This window comes from Pseudoalteromonas piscicida (assembly GCF_000238315.3).
Lineage (GTDB): Bacteria > Pseudomonadota > Gammaproteobacteria > Enterobacterales > Alteromonadaceae > Pseudoalteromonas > Pseudoalteromonas piscicida.
In genome coordinates, this window is the sequence record NZ_CP011924.1 from 1,656,335 (window position 1) to 1,674,821 (window position 18,487).

General features: G+C 45.3%; 19 protein-coding genes. 11 read left to right on the forward strand and 8 right to left on the reverse strand.

Translation table 11 applies throughout. From position 1 onward, the window contains the following. Nucleotides 1-7: 7 nt before the first annotated feature. From PPIS_RS07615 to PPIS_RS07640, 6 genes are all read right to left on the reverse strand, one after another. Nucleotides 8-829 (reverse strand): hypothetical protein, encoded by an 822-nt coding sequence (locus PPIS_RS07615; protein WP_010377536.1) that lies wholly within the window; start codon nt 827-829, stop codon nt 8-10. A 129-nt stretch (nt 830-958) separates the two neighbouring features. Beyond that, the gene (locus tag PPIS_RS07620; RefSeq protein ID WP_081693777.1) at nt 959-1,354 is read right to left on the reverse strand and encodes a GNAT family N-acetyltransferase; all 396 of its coding nucleotides are present in this window, start codon (nt 1,352-1,354) and stop codon (nt 959-961) included. Further along, nucleotides 1,354-1,983 carry a hypothetical protein gene (locus PPIS_RS07625; RefSeq protein ID WP_249031254.1) on the reverse strand — a complete coding sequence of 210 codons (630 nt, stop codon included), beginning with the start codon at nt 1,981-1,983 and terminating at the stop codon, nt 1,354-1,356. The genes PPIS_RS07620 and PPIS_RS07625 overlap by 1 nt, the downstream gene beginning before the upstream one ends. Before the next feature lie 129 nt (nt 1,984-2,112). Beyond that, a complete protein-coding gene (locus tag PPIS_RS07630) occupies nt 2,113-2,661 on the reverse strand; it encodes a GNAT family N-acetyltransferase (protein WP_010377534.1) in 549 nt (182 codons plus the stop codon). A 234-nt stretch (nt 2,662-2,895) separates the two neighbouring features. Then, entirely contained in the window at nt 2,896-3,183 is a 288-nt protein-coding gene (locus PPIS_RS07635) for a hypothetical protein (RefSeq protein ID WP_010377533.1), read from the reverse strand. Beyond that, on the reverse strand, nt 3,184-3,573 hold the full coding sequence (locus PPIS_RS07640) for an HIT family protein (RefSeq protein WP_010377531.1): 390 nt from the start codon (nt 3,571-3,573) through the stop codon (nt 3,184-3,186). It lies immediately after the preceding gene. A 175-nt stretch (nt 3,574-3,748) separates the two neighbouring features. On the opposite strand from PPIS_RS07640, the gene PPIS_RS07645 reads away from it, so the two are divergent. The 11 genes from PPIS_RS07645 to hisC all read left to right on the forward strand — a co-directional run bounded on the left by PPIS_RS07645 (nt 3,749) and on the right by hisC (nt 16,815). After that, on the forward strand, nt 3,749-4,822 hold the full coding sequence (locus tag PPIS_RS07645; RefSeq protein WP_010377529.1) for an SGNH/GDSL hydrolase family protein: 1,074 nt from the start codon (nt 3,749-3,751) through the stop codon (nt 4,820-4,822). A gap of 402 nt (nt 4,823-5,224) precedes the next feature. Beyond that, on the forward strand, nt 5,225-6,616 hold the full coding sequence (locus tag PPIS_RS25600) for a TonB-dependent siderophore receptor (protein ID WP_010377525.1): 1,392 nt from the start codon (nt 5,225-5,227) through the stop codon (nt 6,614-6,616). Beyond that, nucleotides 6,613-7,329 (forward strand): TonB-dependent receptor, encoded by a 717-nt coding sequence (locus PPIS_RS25605; protein WP_276324811.1) that lies wholly within the window; start codon nt 6,613-6,615, stop codon nt 7,327-7,329. The genes PPIS_RS25600 and PPIS_RS25605 overlap by 4 nt, the downstream gene beginning before the upstream one ends. A 9-nt stretch (nt 7,330-7,338) precedes the next feature. Further along, nucleotides 7,339-8,058, forward strand: coding sequence for an ABC transporter ATP-binding protein (locus tag PPIS_RS07655; RefSeq protein WP_010377520.1), 720 nt, complete (start codon nt 7,339-7,341; stop codon nt 8,056-8,058). Further along, nucleotides 8,058-9,458 carry a DUF3526 domain-containing protein gene (locus tag PPIS_RS07660; protein WP_010377518.1) on the forward strand — a complete coding sequence of 467 codons (1,401 nt, stop codon included), beginning with the start codon at nt 8,058-8,060 and terminating at the stop codon, nt 9,456-9,458. Before PPIS_RS07655 ends, PPIS_RS07660 begins: the two co-directional genes overlap by 1 nt. Further along, a complete protein-coding gene (locus PPIS_RS07665) occupies nt 9,455-10,924 on the forward strand; it encodes a DUF3526 domain-containing protein (RefSeq protein ID WP_010377517.1) in 1,470 nt (489 codons plus the stop codon). Before PPIS_RS07660 ends, PPIS_RS07665 begins: the two co-directional genes overlap by 4 nt. After that, nucleotides 10,921-12,255, forward strand: coding sequence for an alanine racemase (locus tag PPIS_RS07670; protein ID WP_010377515.1), 1,335 nt, complete (start codon nt 10,921-10,923; stop codon nt 12,253-12,255). The genes PPIS_RS07665 and PPIS_RS07670 overlap by 4 nt, the downstream gene beginning before the upstream one ends. Before the next feature lie 36 nt (nt 12,256-12,291). Next, nucleotides 12,292-13,350, forward strand: a complete 1,059-nt coding sequence (locus PPIS_RS07675) for a cysteine synthase family protein (RefSeq protein ID WP_010377512.1) — start codon at nt 12,292-12,294, stop codon at nt 13,348-13,350. A 2-nt stretch (nt 13,351-13,352) separates the two neighbouring features. Continuing rightward, nucleotides 13,353-14,336 (forward strand): ornithine cyclodeaminase, encoded by a 984-nt coding sequence (locus PPIS_RS07680; RefSeq protein ID WP_010377510.1) that lies wholly within the window; start codon nt 13,353-13,355, stop codon nt 14,334-14,336. Beyond that, nucleotides 14,330-15,706, forward strand: coding sequence for an MATE family efflux transporter (locus tag PPIS_RS07685; protein ID WP_010377509.1), 1,377 nt, complete (start codon nt 14,330-14,332; stop codon nt 15,704-15,706). The genes PPIS_RS07680 and PPIS_RS07685 overlap by 7 nt, the downstream gene beginning before the upstream one ends. After that, on the forward strand, nt 15,703-16,815 hold the full coding sequence (gene hisC / locus PPIS_RS07690) for a histidinol-phosphate transaminase (protein WP_010377507.1): 1,113 nt from the start codon (nt 15,703-15,705) through the stop codon (nt 16,813-16,815). Before PPIS_RS07685 ends, hisC begins: the two co-directional genes overlap by 4 nt. 22 nt (nt 16,816-16,837) lie before the next feature. On the opposite strand, the gene PPIS_RS07695 is transcribed toward hisC, so the two are convergent. Both PPIS_RS07695 and PPIS_RS07700 read right to left on the reverse strand, forming a co-directional pair. Further along, a complete protein-coding gene (locus tag PPIS_RS07695) occupies nt 16,838-17,728 on the reverse strand; it encodes a DUF1015 family protein (protein ID WP_010377505.1) in 891 nt (296 codons plus the stop codon). A 164-nt stretch (nt 17,729-17,892) separates the two neighbouring features. Further along, nucleotides 17,893-18,480: a helix-turn-helix transcriptional regulator gene (locus tag PPIS_RS07700; RefSeq protein WP_010377502.1), complete on the reverse strand. Its 588-nt coding sequence runs from the start codon at nt 18,478-18,480 to the stop codon at nt 17,893-17,895. Nucleotides 18,481-18,487 lie beyond the last annotated feature (7 nt).

Sequence of the window (18,487 nt, forward strand, 5' to 3'; positions counted from 1 at the left end):
CCCAACATTAACTGTCCTTTTTAGTCGTTTTACTGGCTGCCGTGGTTTGCGGCGGAGCGGCTATGACACTTCGCATTGATTCAATCAGATTATTAAATTCAGGGTCTGACATCGCCTCGTTGAGCGATGCCGCTTGCTTGACAAATGCTGGTGGCACAAATAAGTAGACTGATTTGCACAGACTTAACTGCACGTCTGTATGCCCACCTTGTAAGCAAGGGCCCACTTGCCAAATGGCTTTTACATCATTGGCATCCGCTGAAATGACAATGGGCGCAATAGAAATTGCACCAAGCAGATATTCACAGACAAAAATGATGGTGCCGACCTTTTTGTCTTGGCTGTCGGAACTCGCACTGATACTTACCGAGGCTTGCCCCATACCAGCGATCATATCCATCAATGATTTACCTATGGAGGCTAAATTACCACTGAGCCCTAGTAAAGTCTGGATCAATTGGCTTGATAAAGTGACGCCACTTTGCTTACTTTCAAATTGAATATTGCTATCTGTCACTTTGACAAACAATCCTGAGCTTGACACTAATTTATTGAGTGCATCGTAGTCGTACAGACTTGTCCCAGCTTCTGCCATCGCTTTTGTGAGTGCGGCAAAAAATACGCTGACTTCACCAAACGCATTTTCAGCTTCTTGCGGCAATACACTTCCACCTGCGGTGCTGTTTAGCGTACTTGCGATAAATAAGTTGCCGGTGGCATTCACTACAAATTGTTTAGTCGCTGGCACTTCACTGCTGTTTGTCGTCGTTAAATTAGCGGCCCTAGTTTGTGCATTGCTCACTACAGTGCCTGGTTGAGGTGTTGGCATACTCGTTCCTTAGATCTTGATCTAGCAGATATTCTTCTTATGTCGATTTAGTGTAGTCGCATTTTAAATTACTTAAAATTTACTTTTGTGATTTTTTACAACCCAACCCATGTCGTAAAATATCCTTGCTTAAGTTCGATCTAACCTCATTGGAATAAATCTAATACCGTTTTTCTGTGCTTCTTGCCCTGTCGCCTGAAAACCTAGCGCGAGATAAAAAGATGCTGCATTTAGCGATGAGCACAATGAGACTTGAGCTGCGGATGCACTCGCTAGCACAGTATCTAATAGTTGCCGACCAACCCCTTTACCTTGGGCTGACTTGGCAACAAATAAATGGGTGAGATAGTTACCATCTCTTAATAAAGCAAATCCAATCAGCTCACCGTTTAATAACGCCTTGGCACCGACAAAATTGGCGTTGCACATCACCTGAGTCACTCCAGGTAATATTTCGTTTAAATAAGTATCTCTTCCAAGCTGCGAAAAATGGGGGAAGACGTCAGCCTCTGAAACTTCACGCATTAGGGCCTGTTGACCTTTGCTGTTTGATTTTTGTTCTTCTGAGTGTGTTTTGGTCGCGACGCTCTGACAATGGGCGCAATAGAAATTGCACCAAGCAGATATTCACAGACAAAAATGATGGTGCCGACCTTTTTGTCTTGGCTGTCGGAACTCGCACTGATACTTACCGAGGCTTGCCCCATACCAGCGATCATATCCATCAATGATTTACCTATGGAGGCTAAATTACCACTGAGCCCTAGTAAAGTCTGGATCAATTGGCTTGATAAAGTGACGCCACTTTGCTTACTTTCAAATTGAATATTGCTATCTGTCACTTTGACAAACAATCCTGAGCTTGACACTAATTTATTGAGTGCATCGTAGTCGTACAGACTTGTCCCAGCTTCTGCCATCGCTTTTGTGAGTGCGGCAAAAAATACGCTGACTTCACCAAACGCATTTTCAGCTTCTTGCGGCAATACACTTCCACCTGCGGTGCTGTTTAGCGTACTTGCGATAAATAAGTTGCCGGTGGCATTCACTACAAATTGTTTAGTCGCTGGCACTTCACTGCTGTTTGTCGTCGTTAAATTAGCGGCCCTAGTTTGTGCATTGCTCACTACAGTGCCTGGTTGAGGTGTTGGCATACTCGTTCCTTAGATCTTGATCTAGCAGATATTCTTCTTATGTCGATTTAGTGTAGTCGCATTTTAAATTACTTAAAATTTACTTTTGTGATTTTTTACAACCCAACCCATGTCGTAAAATATCCTTGCTTAAGTTCGATCTAACCTCATTGGAATAAATCTAATACCGTTTTTCTGTGCTTCTTGCCCTGTCGCCTGAAAACCTAGCGCGAGATAAAAAGATGCTGCATTTAGCGATGAGCACAATGAGACTTGAGCTGCGGATGCACTCGCTAGCACAGTATCTAATAGTTGCCGACCAACCCCTTTACCTTGGGCTGACTTGGCAACAAATAAATGGGTGAGATAGTTACCATCTCTTAATAAAGCAAATCCAATCAGCTCACCGTTTAATAACGCCTTGGCACCGACAAAATTGGCGTTGCACATCACCTGAGTCACTCCAGGTAATATTTCGTTTAAATAAGTATCTCTTCCAAGCTGCGAAAAATGGGGGAAGACGTCAGCCTCTGAAACTTCACGCATTAGGGCCTGTTGACCTTTGCTGTTTGATTTTTGTTCTTCTGAGTGTGTTTTGGTCGCGACGCTCGACTTGCCGCCTAGTAATCTAGGCAAAAGTTGAGCAACAATGAACAAAGCGCACTCAGATGAACCCAAAGGGCAGCGCTTGATTAGCATTTTTTCTGTGTTGCCCCACAAGGATGTGGGGTAAGGTGACTTTGCAGGAGCACAAAGTCTTTATCGCCAGACTTACATAGAATGACTATGCTACGCAGGCTCTGCCTTGTATCAATACCAATCAAACTGCTGTAAAAACAAACTTGAAAGATCAACAGGCCCTAACCTTTCAATGGCATTTGCATCCTCGCCCTGAATCGCATTGATGGTAATCTTCACTTATGACCTTTTGATTTATTGCGTGCTTACATTTCTGGCAAACGTTACCCCAAAAAAGAAATGCATTGCAGCTAGGCTAAATATTAACTTACTTAAACTGGCATCGAAAAACCAAATACCAATAGCAAATACGCCGTGCATAGCAACCATTATCCACCAGCACACTCGGCCAATTTTGTAGAGTGGGTAGCCATGTTTGTTTTGGAAATTTAATAATCCAAACGCCCAAGGCAACAAAGTCCAGACGAGTGACATACAAAGCAATAGCGTTACAACAACCTTGATTAATACTTCTCCGAGCATCTATAACCCCTCAAGTGAAGTACGCAGAACCTCTTGAGGTTTAATATTGAGCCCATCGCGTCCAAACGCAAAACTATCTCGCTTATAGCGGGGGAAAATATGCAAGTGATAGTGGCTTAATTCGTTAAAGTGTCCGTTGTTTTGCACCAGCGTAATCCCATCAGGGGAAAATTTACGCTCAATTCGCTCATAAAGGTCACGCGCAACGCTGTGGATTTCTGCCAATATGGATTCAGGGACTTGAAGAAGTGTTCCATAAGGGGATTTGGGGCAAATTAAGATATGGCCAAAGTTTATGGGGTCATGATCGGCAAATGCAATCACCTGCTCAGATTCATATATAATAACCGCTTCAATATCTCTAGCAACTATCTGTTCAACAATGGTCATCAGCTACCTCTCCTTTACCTGATTACATAGAGTAATGTACCTGAGCAACTCTCTTCCTGCCAGTGATATATTCTATTTTCCCCTTCTTAAGTGAATAATTTTCAAGCCTAAATTCACTCACAACCCATTTAAACCAGTTACATTATTCAATGAATCACCCTACAAGGAATACAACATGTTAAAAACGTTAGTTACGGTAGCTTTATTAGCTTCTGGAAGTGTCGCCGGTGCCGCAAATCACGCAGCGACCCATCATGCGATTCATTATGAAGGACGCGTCAGTAAAAACTATGCCGATGGCAGTGTGAGTTTTAATTGGCCCGGCAGCCAGCTGCATACTAAGCTCACCGGTCGCGCCTTTCGTATCGAGTTGATGGGCTATGGCGATCAATTCGATGTATTAATTGATGGCAAATTTACAAAAAAGCTAAAGACCAACGCCAATGGAGTCGCTGAGACCTTCACGCTATTTGAAAGTACAAAGGCAGAAACCGTCACAATTGAACTCGTTAAACGCTGGGAGCACTACGAACACAATACCCAGCTCCTAAGTGTTGATGTAGACGGAAAATTAGACTCAATCCAGCAGCCACAGCCCCATATCTTATTTATTGGCGATTCAATTAGCGCAGGCTTTGGCAGTGAGTCCACCCAAAGACAGTGTGAATGGAGTGAAATTCTTGATTTAAGTAACGCGCGTAAAGCATTTCCGTATATGAGCGCACAACAGTTGGGTGCCAGTTTTACCCAAGTTTCATACTCAGGTTTAGGCTTAATTCGAAATTGGGGTGGCAATCAGCCACATCATACGCTGCGTAGTTACTATAACAAAATGTCAGCAGTATTTACCGACAACACTGACTTTGAAGACAAGTTTCCACAGCTTATCGTCATTGAAGTAGGCACCAATGACTTTAGTACCGCTCCAACCCCTGCAGAGCCTTGGCAAACTATTGACGAAGTCAAAACGCAGTGGGTAGAAACAATGGTCGTTTTCACCAAACAGCTGCGTACAAGATACCCTGCGGTTCCCATTATTTATATGCCTCGTCCAGCATATCCGTATAACTTTATTATTCCTGCAACTCAAGATGCAATTGCAAGGCTTAACCAGCAAGATGTTGGAAAACTATATAGCCATACATTTGACTCACCATTAGAGGGCTGTGTGTGGCACCCCACCGCTTCAGAACATAAAGACATTGCTGAGAAACTCGTTACCTTTATCAAGCAGCAAGCACTTTTCTGAGCATATGTTCAGCGTTATTCAGTGAGATTAAGCTCGATGTACTGAATAACACGCAAACCATTTACAAACTTTCACATTGTTTTTTATACAAAAATTCACAACAAAAAATCAACTCACCCGCTTTAAAAACAAATTAATGAGAACGATTTTTATTTGTAAAAATAATACTTGTTGAGATTTATACTTTTTCATCACGTAAAGCTGTTACTTTGAACGATCCATATTTGTTTTGTTTTTCACAACAAAAAGATGCAGGGATAACCTTTTGGCAATAACTTCCCTCTTTTCAAGCACACAAAAACATGATTAAGATCGTTACGTTATAACATTTTTAAAAATAATCATTTGTATCGAATAAATGATGGTTCTTTTCACATTCGTTTTTGCAGTTGGAATAACAAAATGACAAGGTCACTCCTGACAGTTAGCGTGCTTAGTAGCTTATATTCTTCACTTAGTGTTGCCGAACAACCCATTGAAACAATTGATGTGCATGGCACTCGCGCGCCTCTTTACAGCACGAGAGACGTGAACGCTTCGGCATTGGGGATGAAAGATCCGCAGCTTCTTCCTATTTCCATTCAATCATTTTCTGAAGAACTGATCAGCAATCAAAGAGTAAAAACGCTAGGCGAAGTCCTTGCCAACGATGCTTCTGTTCAAAATACCTCAATTGGTACGGTTTTCGACTTTGTGAGTCTGCGTGGCTTTCAACTAGATTGGACCAACGGTTTAAGACGCGACGGTTTAGCGCTTGCCCCCTACCAAGATGTACCGCTAGAGAATATTCAGCGCATTGATATCGTCAAAGGCCCGTCAAGTCTCGTATCAGGCTTTAACAACCCCGGCGGTACCATCAACTATGTGACAAAGCGCCCAACCATGGACGCCTTTTTGGATGTCACAACAGAAGTACGTAGCCGTGGAGGAAAGTATTTACACATCGATCTCGGTGGGCCAATTTCTGACGAGCAAACGTTCGGCTATCGTATTAATGCAGCAGCAGAGAAAAACGGTGACTTTACTGGTGGTGATGACTTAGAGCGCTATTTCTTTAGTGCAGCACTGGATTGGCAAGTCTCAGATCGCCTATTTATCCGATTAGACGGCGATTTCCAAGACAAAAGCACTGTATCACAGCCTTTGATAGGCCTTTCCAGCGACCCCAATGACCCTGACCGTAAAATATTACCGCCCTATGTCGACACCAGTGATGTATTGCTCGGACAACCTTGGGCAAAGTATGAAACCGAGTCTTATAACCTAGCCGCACGTGCTGATTTTTGGTTGAACGACACGTGGCAATGGGTAAACCAAGCTGCGCTTTCTGGTAATGATAGGTTTACCGTTTTTCCTGATATCTACTCGGTTGATACACAAGGTAATGTGCTGTCTGCCGCTATCCACGTTACCCCAGACGAAACGTATGACACGCTCTCCGCACATAGTTTTATCAGCGGTCAGCTTACCACCGCAGCAATTGAACATGAACTAGTCGTCGGCGTTAGTATTCGTGATTATGAGTCTAAGGATGGTCGTTGGTTTGAATTAACCAACCCCGTTGGCAATATTTTCAATCCAATTCATAGCAGTAAACCGCAGTTCCCTGATTATCCAGAACCAACCAAAACTGAAGCCTCTGAAAGCGCGTTGTTTATCACAGATACCTTGCACTTTAACGATGTATTTTATGCCACCTTAGGGCTGCGTCATATTCAATACAAAAAAGAGCAAACTCTACCAGGCCAAACTAAAACCACATTAGACGACCGAACTTTTAATACCCCATCATAGGCCTTAACTACAACCCAAGCGATCAGCTCGCGTTTTACGCCAGTTACTCAGAAGGCGCGGGGGAAGGCGGCGTTGCAGTCATCGGCAGCGGTGCAATAAATGAAGGAGAATCACTCGGCCCCCAAGAAAGCGAGCAAATTGAAGCCGGTATAAAATACCAAACGGACACCATGAACTACTCGATAGCCGTTTTCGAAATAGAAAAAATGTTGGAGTACCACAATCACATTACTAACTATTTCGTGCAAGACGGTGTCCAGTCACATAAAGGTATTGAGCTCAATGCCAGTGGCTCATTCGCTCACGGCCTTGCAACCGTAGCATCCATCACCTTGATGGACCCCAGCTTAGATAAGCTTGACGGCGAGCCCGCGCTTAATGGCAACACCCCAGCCAATGTGCCAGAATTTCAAGCGAATCTCTATGTCGACTACCAGTTGCCATTTTGGGAGGCATTAAGCATCAATGCGGGTATTTTCCATGTTGGTGAACGCGAACAAAACGTCAATAACACCCTACAGTTACCAGCCTACACGCGCTTCGACTTGGGCGCGAAGTACCACTTTACTGACATTAACACCACGCTTCGACTCAAAGCCGAAAACCTGTTCGACAAAGAATATTGGCTATCTGGCGGTGCCAAAGGCATAGATTGGGGAGTCGCTCCCGGTCGTGGCCGCACTTTTATCGCCTCATTAAGCGTGAGCTTTTAAGGATAATTCATGACTACACCTGTTATTCAAATCAATAACCTGCAAAAGCGCTTTGGTGAATACCAAGCGCTACAGGGACTATGCTTGAGCGTACATCAAGGTGAAATTCTAGCGCTGCTAGGCCCAAATGGGGCAGGTAAAACCACCACGATTAATTGCTTACTGGGCTTTTTACAACCGGATGCTGGGGAAATCACCATCGCTGGAATTAATCCACAGCATGACGTAGTAACGGCAAGGCAGCAACTGGCTTATATTCCTGAACAAGTCGCGCTTTATCCGCGACTTAGCGGACTTGAGAATCTCGCGTATTTCAGCAAAATGGCCAGCATAGAAAAGACCGACGAGGCCTTTCGCACACTGCTCGGTGAAGTAAAACTGCCAAGTCACGCTGTAGACAAACCCGTTGCAACCTATTCAAAAGGGATGCGACAAAAAGTGGGCATAGCCATTGCCCTTGCAAAGCAAGCCAAGGCATTGATTTTAGATGAGCCTACATCAGGTCTTGATCCTTCAGCCAGCCATGAATTTAGCCAGCTCATTCAGTCATTAGCAAAGCAAGGCGTCGCGATTTTAATGGCGACCCACGACTTATACCGTGCTCAAGAAGATGCCCATCGCGTGGCAATTATCAATCAAGGGCAATTAGTCGATACTTTAGTCTATGAGCAACTGCAAGAAGTCCAACTTGAATCCGTTTACCTCAAACATATCAAGGTGGGTGTCTGATGTTTCAAACGACATTTAAAAAGGAATGGCTCGATACCAAGCGGCAGGGACAAGGGCTTTGGCTTGGAGGCATTGCAGTATTACTGCTCTTGCTTGCCTGCTTGACTGGTTTTAAAAGCCACCAAAGCTATCAGCAAGCCGTTACTGAAGTGTCCCAGTCAGAGCAATTACGCTGGCTAAATCAAGGTGAAAAAGGCCCCCATTCCGCCGCCCATTACGGTATTTATGTGGTCAAACCCACCACCCCACTGGCGGCACTCGATGCGGGATTACAAGCATACCAAGGGAATGTGTTGAGGCTTGAAGCTCATATTCGTAACGATAGTATGTTTAGAAGTGCGCAAGATAATTTGCCGATGTCACGTTTTGGCAGCTTATCACCGGCCTTTGTGCTACAAGTATTACTGCCGCTATTAATTATATTAATTGGCTACCCTCTACTTGCCCGAGAACGTGAGCAAGGCACCTTAAAACAACTACTCGCATCGGGCGCAAGCCCTGCAAAGTTGTTTATCGCCAAATGTGCGCTGCTTTTTGCTATTTCTTGCTTATTTTTATTGCCTGTTGCGCTTTTTTTACTTTATAGCCAAGTAACAAGCACGGAGCCTCATACACTCAGAAGTGGGTTATTTTTACTGTTTTATTTAGTTTACTTATTACTTTGGTCGTTACTCACCACCACGCTTTCAAGTTTACTGCCAACGGCAAGGCGCGCATTGATAACGCTATTGACCATTTGGGCATTTACAACGCTTTTACTACCAAAACTGGCGATGAATATCGCGACCACCATTCATCCGCAAGGTTCAGGTCAAGCATTTCAAGCAAGGCTTGAAAGTGAGGTTTATACCGAAGCACGAGTTGAAGCAATCGCAAAGTTCAAACAGCAAACATTGACTCAATATGGTGTCAGCAATGTGGAAGACTTACCCTTTGATTATGCCGGAGCACAACTCCAATTTGGTGAACAATACGCTGATAAAATCTTTGACCGCTTATTTTCAGCGCGTTTAGCTCAACTAGAAGCGCAATCACAAAGCTATCAACTTGCAGGGATGTTAACGCCGTTTATCGCAATACAAACGCTGTCGATGGCCACCGCCGCCAGCGACTTTACCCACCAGCAAGCATTTGAGAATGCGGCAGAGCAGCACCGCCGTATGATGCAAGAGGTGCTTAACTTTAATCAAAGAGATCATGGTCACAAAGCGGACGGACATTACACCGCGGGCGAGGAATTATGGCAGCAGATCCCAAAGTTCGCATTCCAATACCCCAATGTTATTCGTTACCTGCCTCACTACGTTATCAGCCTGTTTAGCCTGAGCTTTTGGCTAATCGCTCTGGTGTTATTGAGTTTCTTCGCGATTAAAAAGCTGCGTTTGGAGGAGCAAAGATGAAACGCTTAATGTTAGCTACTGAGTTTAAAAACCTCTGGCGAGAAAAGCTCGTACTCGCGCTGTTATTAACCACCAGCATGCTCGCGCTAGTGGCATTTCTTAACGCCCATTACTTTGCTAAAAAACAGCATGACGTAGTACTTGCCGCACAGCAAATGCAGCAACAGGCCATCCAAGATGCCAAAGCTGGATTACCCGAAAGACTCGCCAGCACAGCAGACTATAAGTGGTGGGAAGACCCGTACGACCTGCGCGGGCAGGCTTTTTACTTGATGCAAAATTACGCCACCAAAGCCCCGCTTGCAACGTCGCCAATCGCAACAGGGCAAGCCGACGTATTACCTTACTATTTTAAGATGCTAATCAAAGAGAAACAGCACATCGTTCATCAATATGACTATGTTCACCCACTATCTCTATTGTTAGGCCAGTTCGATTTAAGTTTTGTGATTGTCTACTTACTGCCATTGCTCATTATTGGCATTTGCTTTAATGCCTTGGCAAGTGAACGCCAAGATGGGCAGCTAAGACTACTGATGCTGCAAGGAGGCAGTGCGACCCGCCTTCTGACTTATCAATTATTGCTGCGAAGTGCGTTAATTGTGCTGCCATTTTTAAGTATTAGTAGCCTGCTTTTAATAACAATACGAGAGCAGCTAGGGGTGATTGAACTGCTGAGTTATAACCTTATCGCACTATGTTATTGTGGCTTTTGGATTGCCTTAACCGCTTGGGTAAATAGCAGAGCTAAAAGTGCGGCAAATAACGCAGCTACCTTAGTCACCTGTTGGCTTGCCTTGGTGATTGTGGTTCCAGCTTTGGTCAATACCAGCATCGCATTACTCGACCCAACCCCTTCACGAATTCACTATATAGATAGCCTCCGTGCCGCCAGCGACGATGCCCAAAAAGCGAGTGAAAAGACCTTAGCTCAGTATTTTCAAGATCATCCAGAGCTTGCAAAAAATGGCAGTGGTGCCAGCGATTACGCCACCAAAAAAATTGCTACTATTAATTCTGTCGAACGCGCAATGGCAGCCCAAGATGTACGATTTTTTACGGCGCAACAAGCACAGCAACATAATGCGCAAAAGCTACAATATCTCTCCCCCGCACTCATCGCACAAACACTGTTGGTTGATTTAGCGGGCAATGGATTAGCACGTCATCACGCCTTTATGGAAGAAGTTGAAGCTCATCATCAAGCACTACAAGGTTTCTTTGCCAACGAAATTGCCAAAGCCAATCAAAGAGGCGATTTTGCACCTTGTGAGGGTTGTAGCGCAAAGCCAACGCTCATGGATCTTGCGAATATTCCTCAATTTAGCAATGACTTTGCCACACCTGTGAACAACTACACGCCACTAATTTGGTTGCTGCTACTAGCCGTTGGCTTACTCTTTATAGCAAAACGCCACGTCAACAAGTTAGACAGTGCAAACAACAAAGAGGTGTTAGTCGTATGAGTGACGCCTTCACTGCAAAATTGCATCCACAAACGCGAAGCCTGCTCGCGGAGCATCAAGCCAAGTTATTTGAATGGGCAGCGGCATTGGGAGCACCGCTACATTTAGTGTTTCCTCAGCGTTTTGCGGAAAATATCGAAACCCTGCAAGCCAACTTTATAACGCTTAGGCTTGAGCATGAGATTTATTTTGCAAAAAAAGCTAACAAAGCCCAATGTTTTACTCAAGTCGCGTCTAATCACGATATAGGAATAGACGTGGCTAGTGTGCAAGAGTTTGAACTTGCCCTAAGCGGTGGTATTCAAGGTGAAAAAATTGGTGTATCTGGTCCGCATAAATCAGATGCACTACTTAGCTTAGCGCTTGTACATCAAGCGCTTATCGCTATTGACTCAAGTGCTGAGTTAAACTCCGTCATTACACTGGCCCGCCAGCGAAAGCGCCCTGCACGGGTGCTACTGCGTTTACAAACACAACCAACTAAAGCCTCACGCTTTGGCAGTTCACTGTGCCAGCTTACGCCATTATTGGCCCAGTGCCGAGAATACAAGGAGTGGGTAAGCTTGGAAGGATTTAGCTGCCACTTAAGCGGATACTGCCCACAAGCACGTGGCCAGAGCATTCATACTTTAATCGGTGCGATAGACGAGGCTAGGCAAATAGGACTGTCGCCATCAAAAGTGAATATTGGCGGTGGCTTGCCCGTCTCCTATCTACAAAATGAGCAGTGGCAACAAGCCTTGGACTTTGAATGCTTTTTTGCAGGTAAAACCTTTGCAGGGTTTTATCCCTACCATAATGAGCAAAGCCCTGCGGATACCTTACACGCTATTTTGGCAGTGAAGAACACACATGGACAAACCGCATTAGCAGCATTACGCCAAAGGAGCCTTACATTAATGCTCGAGCCTGGCCGAGCACTGCTCGATGAAGCTGGTATTAGCTTGTTTAAAGTGCAAGGGACAAAGCCGCACCTAGGCACATCTGACTGTCATATCGCTACACTTTCGGGCTCAAGCTTATCGCTGTCAGAACAGTGGTTTGAAAGTGAATACTTGCCGAGTCCGCTGTTACTCACGGCACATTCAAACCGCAAACAAGGAGCGTATCGCGTGGCTTTTGGCGGTGCAACCTGTCTAGATAGCGACATGCTAAGCTGGCGGTTTATCCCCTTGTCGCAACTACCACAGCGCGATGACTTAATGGTTTACCTCAACACCGCAGGATACCAAATGGATTCAAATGAATCCGAATTTCACTCAATGCCATTGCCACGAAAAATCGCCGTAACGTGGGAGAACAACAGACTTTCTTGGCAACTACTTAGCTAAAAAACACCCAATAACACAACGTAAAGGAGCCTATTTATGAACATAAATGCGCAGCATTCGCTCGCCTCAACATTGCACCTAACCCCTTATTTAAGGGTATCGCAAAGCATTGGTAATACCCCGCTAATGCAGTTTTTAAGCCTACCAAACGGTAGCAAACTGTATCTTAAGCTTGAGCAGTTCAACCCCACCGGTAGCGCTAAGATCCGAATGGCGAAGTCTATGTTAGATGAAGCAGAAGCCAGTGGCCAACTGAAGCCGGGGGGCTGGGTCGTTGAGTCAACCTCCGGCAATACCGGCGTTGGTCTTGCACTGCTTGCAGCGGAGCGTGGCTATCGTTTTACCGCTCTTGTGGATAACCATGCGGCAAAAGAGAAAATCAGTAATATGAAAGCTTTTGGCGCGGAAGTGATCTGTGTTAGCGAAGCCGGAGACGACAGCTTATCGACTGATATTCGAGATGCAATGGCCGCAAAGCTGGCAAAAGAGCAAGGCGCATTTTGGACCGCCCAACACAATAATTTTGCCAATAGCCGCGGCTATACAGGACTGGCGCAAGAGGTCTTTTATGAACTTGGTGAACACATTACTCACCTTGTCGGTGCGGTTGGCACAGGTGGGTCGCTATGCGGCACAACAAGGGCTTTGCGCGACTTAGGTTGTCATCAACTCACAACGATTGGGGTTGAGCCTGTGGGTTCTGTGATTTTTGGTGGACCAGGACTGAATTATCATCAATCAGGAACGGGGACGCCGGAAGGCGCTGAGATAGGTCCAGTTATTGAGTATGAACTCATCGACAAAGGCGTGAAGGTATCTGACAAACAAGCGTTTAATACCGCCAGATACCTTGCCAAGCATTACGCCCTAATGGTCGGTGGTTCGGCTGGAGGGGTGATATACGAAGCACTACAGGCGTTAAAAACCGCCCCCGCCGATAGCTTATTTGTAGTACTCGTTTGTGACGGTGGCGAGAAATATCTCGATACCGTATTCAATGATGATTGGATGGCAAAGCACGACCTTATCGATATTAACATCGAGCAGGAACTCTATGAGCTATTAATGCAATATAAACCAACCGCGAGCGCCTAACTATGACTCAACAAACTGTTCTGCCGATACTAAACGAAGCCCGACTGGCGCAACTTGATTTCCCTTATAGTAAAGTCATTGAGGTGGTGGAAAATGCCTTTCGCTCACTGCATCACCCCGACTCTGCCAACCCACTTAAAGTGATTATGACGCCACAAGATGGCCGCTCCATCGCCTATAGTATGGCTGGCCGAGATGCAGCTAGTAATACCGTTGGCTTTAAAGTGGTCTACGAATACGACCCTGACAGAAGCCGTAACCAATATCAGTTTTACTCTTTTATCTTCCTTTGCGATGATGCCACAGGCCACCCTGTGGCCCTAATGGATGTAAAAGAGCTGGGCCCTATGCGCACATCAGCCACCTCCGCCTTGTTTGCAAAGTATGCCATTCATTCAGATGCCAAAAATGCGTTGGTTGTAGGCACAGGAGTTCAAGGGCAAATCGCTTTACCTATGCTCGTCACGGCATTACCAAAACTCACACACCTAACCGTCCACGGTAGCTATCAAGCAGGCTTGGAAGCGGTTCAGCAAAAACTAAAGGAGCATCACCCACAGCGACAAGTTGCGGTATCACAAGACTTAGAAGCTTCGGTAAGGCAAGCCGATGTGATCCTTGCCGTTACTGGGTTGTCCGCCAAAGAAAACATTAAATATGAATGGTTGAAACCCGGCGCAGTGGTGATTTTGGTTGGCTATGGAATCGAAAAATCAGTGCTACACCGAGCTGATAGGTTGCTCACAACGGATGCAGAACAAATGAAGGTCACCGGAGACGATTTATTAGACGAGGACGGCAAGCTACCCACCGTTGATGCGACATTGACTGAAATACTAAATGGTGAAAAACCGGCACGAACTCACCCTGATGAAATTATCTTTGTCTATAACAGCGGCATGATCATTACTGACGTGGCGCTCGGACGAGCCGTTGCGGACTTTGCCATCACACAAGAAAACGTGGAGGAAGTAACCCTATGGTAGCTTCAGCGCGCACCGATATTTTTAAAGTAAGCCAGCTTGCAGGGCCGCTTATTCTGACCAATCTGCTCTACGTGGCAATTGCAACGATAGATCTTATCATGCTCGGTATGTTGAGCCCATTAGAGCTGGCTGCTGGCGGCCTCGCCATTGGTATTTTTAATCAATTTAGAACCATGGGAACGGGCGTAGTCACGGCAACGGGTAATTTGGTGTCTGATGCAATCGGCAAGGCAAAACTAGATCAGATCACTCCTCTTTTTAACGCCAGCATGCTTATCGGAACATTTTTGGGTCTACTGTTTGCCGCCGCGATGTTTGCCATAGAGCCATTTTTAAGGTTTATCGGTACATCCGAGGCAATTGCCAATTTGACGACCCAATATTTAACCGTTGTCGCTTTGGGCTTATTACCCTGTTTTTGGTTTCAAAGCGTGCGGCATTTTAGTGTTGGATTAAAAAGACCAGGGCCATTGATGTTAATAACGGGTGTATCTGTTGTACTCACTATCGTGCTCAATTACGGTCTAATTTTTGGTCAGTTTGGCCTACCACAACTCGGCTTTGTGGGGGTTGCAGCCGCCACGTGTATCGTGCTGTATTTATCGTTTTTACTGTTTGTACTATTTGCCAAGCGCGATGACGTACTCAGCCCCTACCTCACTATAAAGTTTTGGCAAACCGACCGTGAAGCACTTAGTAAAACATGGAAAATGGGCGTGCCAATTGGCGCAACTTACGGCCTTGAAGCTGGTTTTTTCACCGTGCTGGCGCTATTTGTGGCAACACTCGGCGTTAATGCCTTAGCCGCCCACAACGTGGTTAGCCAAATGGTGTACATCGTATTTATGGTATCTGCCGGCATTTCATCTGCTTGTTCTATTTACATCAGTGAAGCCAATGCTGCGGGAGACTTTCATCATGCTAAACGCATCGGCAATTTGGGCATTATTTGCGGTGCAGCGGTCATGTCTGTTTTCGCCTTAATCTATTTGTTCGTACCCGAATTTGTACTGCTGCCATTTTTAAGTGCAGAAGAATTACAAAACTCCGACGTCGTTGTTATCGCCATAGAACTACTCGTTATTGCCGCCTTTTTGCAGTTTTTTGACGCGTGGCAAAATATTGGGCTCGGTATCTTGCGTGGACTTGGCGATGTGAAAAGCACGCTAATGCTGTCTTTAATTGGCTATTGGTGTATTGGTCTTCCCGGTGCGTGGTTATTTCAAGAGTTTTTCTCTTTGGGAATTTTGGGCGTTTGGTACGCTTTAATGTTAGGGCTTGCGGTCACAGCGCTATCTGAGATTTGGCTTTTTAATCATAGGGCTAACCGTTTGCTTGAGCCCACATCACTCAAGGAGCAAAACGCATGACAACGACAATGCCAAACCCAGCCCGCAAAGAAGTCATTGCACTGCCGCCCTATGGTGCAGGACAAACCATTGAGCAAGCAACGGCGCGTAATCTCCACCCCAATATGATAAACCTCTCGGTGAATGAAAACCCTTTAGGGCCAAGTCCTGCAGCGCTTAATGCTTTTAAAACACAGCTGCATACCGCTAGCTGCTATCCAGACAGTCAATGCACAGAGCTGAGCGAGCGCCTGTCCACTAAGCTTAACGTTACCAGAGAACAAATTGTACTCGGCAATGGCTCCGAGGATGTACTCTCAATGCTCTGCAAAGCCTTTCTCAGTCAAGGCGATAAAGTGTTAGTGGCCAAGCCTACCTTTGCGCTTCATGGGATTTACGCCAATATGATGGGGGCAAAGGTACTGGAGGTGCCGATGCAAAGCGATTTGTCCTATCGAATTGATGATTGGCTCGATGCTATCGCATGCTATCCAGACTTAAAAATGCTTATGCTTGCCAACCCGTCCAATCCTGTAGGTTGTACGTTTGATGCCAATAATTTGCAGCGCCTCATTGATGCCTGTCCGCTCAATACGGTTATCGTCATTGATGAAGCATACTGCGAATATGCACAAGGCCATAAACAGTTTACTGACGGCTTAGCGCTACTTCAAACACAGCCCCGCCCCTACGCGGTATTACGGACTTTCTCCAAAGCTTATGGCCTTGCAGGACTTAGGGTGGGTTACGGCGTAATGGCAAATGCCCAACTGGCGGATTATCTGCACCGCGTACGTACACCGTACAATGTAAATCGACTAGCACAACTTGCTGCGATCGCGGTATTGCAAGATCCCTCCTATTTGGCAGACACGGTCACGCAAACGAATAGCGAGAGGGAAAAACTCAGCGCCGCCCTCACTGAGCTGGGTTATTTTGTCGCGCCAAGTCTAGCTAACTTTTTATTTATTGATGTCAAGCAGCCGTCTGCGCATGTCGCATCTTTGCTGCTGCAACAAGGAATAATGATAAAACCTTGGCTAGAATTAGGTTTTGATCATTTTGTGAGAGTAAGTATTGGACTTCCTGAGCAAAACCTTAGGGTGCTTGAAGCCTTTAAACAGTTGTAAGTATCGCCCTCTTCGAGGGCTTTTAAGCACAAGCTGCCTGCTGATTTAAATGGTAAAGTACTTGGCTGTCGGCCTTATGCGTAAATAAGGTCGACTTTTCTGGAAAGTACTTGCCTGCTTTAGCAGCAGCAAAGATGTCTTCAATTTGGGGAGCGCGACAGAGGGCAGTTACAACATGAGCGTCATCACTCAGCTCAACTTTATTTTTAGACCACAGCTCCTCAAACGCTGGCAGTGACTGCAGTGCTCTACGCAACTGGGTCTGAATAAGATAAAAATCGCTTGTCGCGCGTCGTAGGACAAAATATAGAGCAGCTTTCCCCAACCAAATAGTATAATCGGCCTCAGTCTCCGAGGATTCACAGATATCAAAATTGCTAAGGTGCTGTTTGAATTTGGTAACATCTACAGCTTGTGTGTAAGATGCCTGCACCGCGAAACTCGTTATCACCGCATCTTGCTGTGGAACTAACCATGCCATCATCCGAGATTGAGGCGCATGACGTTGGCTTGCTGCAAACATCCTGTGATGCCCATCTGCAATTAGCCATTGCTGGTGCATTGAGATCTGCTGCCTGAATTCTTGTAGCACGTAAGGGCTTTCAACAGCATAGAGGCGATGAGTACACTCACCGCAATCACTGTGCCACTGCGCAGTTTCAACACATTCCGCTTGCCATCGCACCTTGTCCAAATTAAGTTTTCCGACCAAAAGACACGGGGGTAACAGCAACTTCTCGAGCTGAACACGCTTTTTCAGCGCCATAGCATGGGTAACCGAAACCGACTCGTGAGGCAGAATCGCTTGCTCAGGTAACACTGAAACGTCAAGCTCGGCCAAAATGCCTGTAACCAAAATACCACCTTGCTCCACTTGGTAAAGATGAAGTGGCCCATCCGTTATTGTGATCATAAAATAAACCTTGCACCATTTTAGATACAATATAACATACCATAAATTGAGTAACATCAAGTTTACATGACAATTTATACCGACTTGTTTAGTGTGGTTATTTCTTTGCCTCAATAATCAGAAAAAATTCAATAAGTTTGCTTTAACTTACTGAGCTTTTTGCATCACAGATGTGGTGACAACGAGAGCTGATAATCATCAAAGTGTACTTCAGCCTGTTTTTGATGTTGAACCGTAACACTAGGGGAAGCGACAAGTACTTGACCCTCGGTAGATAAACTGTAAATCTCGGTCACTATTTTCACTTGGTTTTCTTGTTCAACGGTTGAAGTAAGACGAATTTTTAGCTTATCTGAAAAAACAAACTCGCTGAATGCGCCTTCTTCATTCAAAACCTGAACATCAGCCAGCGTTTGTCCTTGAGAGGTTAGCATAAGGTCAACCATCACGGGTTTAGCTGAAGCCGTTAAGGTAAAAATACTGGCTGCCATCACTGCAGTGCCTGCAAGAAATGCGGCAGCTTTGCGTTTTAATTTGGTGCCTTTTGACTCAGGCTTAAGTTGAATTTCCATCACGTTAACTTCATAAGCCGCAGCAAGTGCTTTTATCGACTCGAGCGATGCTGCTCCTGACTTTTCGATGCGTTGTATCGTTCGCAGGCTTAACCCAGAAACCTGTGCCAATTCAGATTGACTCCATGCCCGTTCTACTCTTTTCAATTTTATTAGTTGTTTGTTTATTTGCATTTCCATAATTGAT

What these genes read in the sequence shown, in the direction of transcription:
- PPIS_RS07615 (WP_010377536.1), bottom strand. Translation starts at nt 829, where the DNA reads ATGCCAACACCTCAACCAGGCACTGTAGTGAGCAATGCACAAACTAGG.
- PPIS_RS07620 (WP_081693777.1), bottom strand. Translation starts at nt 1,354, where the DNA reads ATGCGTGAAGTTTCAGAGGCTGACGTCTTCCCCCATTTTTCGCAGCTT.
- PPIS_RS07625 (WP_249031254.1), bottom strand. Translation starts at nt 1,983, where the DNA reads ATGCCAACACCTCAACCAGGCACTGTAGTGAGCAATGCACAAACTAGG.
- PPIS_RS07630 (WP_010377534.1), bottom strand. Translation starts at nt 2,661, where the DNA reads ATGCTAATCAAGCGCTGCCCTTTGGGTTCATCTGAGTGCGCTTTGTTC.
- PPIS_RS07635 (WP_010377533.1), bottom strand. Translation starts at nt 3,183, where the DNA reads ATGCTCGGAGAAGTATTAATCAAGGTTGTTGTAACGCTATTGCTTTGT.
- PPIS_RS07640 (WP_010377531.1), bottom strand. Translation starts at nt 3,573, where the DNA reads ATGACCATTGTTGAACAGATAGTTGCTAGAGATATTGAAGCGGTTATT.
- PPIS_RS07645 (WP_010377529.1), top strand. Translation starts at nt 3,749, where the DNA reads ATGTTAAAAACGTTAGTTACGGTAGCTTTATTAGCTTCTGGAAGTGTC.
- PPIS_RS25600 (WP_010377525.1), top strand. Translation starts at nt 5,225, where the DNA reads ATGACAAGGTCACTCCTGACAGTTAGCGTGCTTAGTAGCTTATATTCT.
- PPIS_RS07655 (WP_010377520.1), top strand. Translation starts at nt 7,339, where the DNA reads ATGACTACACCTGTTATTCAAATCAATAACCTGCAAAAGCGCTTTGGT.
- PPIS_RS07660 (WP_010377518.1), top strand. Translation starts at nt 8,058, where the DNA reads ATGTTTCAAACGACATTTAAAAAGGAATGGCTCGATACCAAGCGGCAG.
- PPIS_RS07665 (WP_010377517.1), top strand. Translation starts at nt 9,455, where the DNA reads ATGAAACGCTTAATGTTAGCTACTGAGTTTAAAAACCTCTGGCGAGAA.
- PPIS_RS07670 (WP_010377515.1), top strand. Translation starts at nt 10,921, where the DNA reads ATGAGTGACGCCTTCACTGCAAAATTGCATCCACAAACGCGAAGCCTG.
- PPIS_RS07675 (WP_010377512.1), top strand. Translation starts at nt 12,292, where the DNA reads ATGAACATAAATGCGCAGCATTCGCTCGCCTCAACATTGCACCTAACC.
- PPIS_RS07680 (WP_010377510.1), top strand. Translation starts at nt 13,353, where the DNA reads ATGACTCAACAAACTGTTCTGCCGATACTAAACGAAGCCCGACTGGCG.
- PPIS_RS07685 (WP_010377509.1), top strand. Translation starts at nt 14,330, where the DNA reads ATGGTAGCTTCAGCGCGCACCGATATTTTTAAAGTAAGCCAGCTTGCA.
- hisC (WP_010377507.1), top strand. Translation starts at nt 15,703, where the DNA reads ATGACAACGACAATGCCAAACCCAGCCCGCAAAGAAGTCATTGCACTG.
- PPIS_RS07695 (WP_010377505.1), bottom strand. Translation starts at nt 17,728, where the DNA reads ATGATCACAATAACGGATGGGCCACTTCATCTTTACCAAGTGGAGCAA.
- PPIS_RS07700 (WP_010377502.1), bottom strand. Translation starts at nt 18,480, where the DNA reads ATGGAAATGCAAATAAACAAACAACTAATAAAATTGAAAAGAGTAGAA.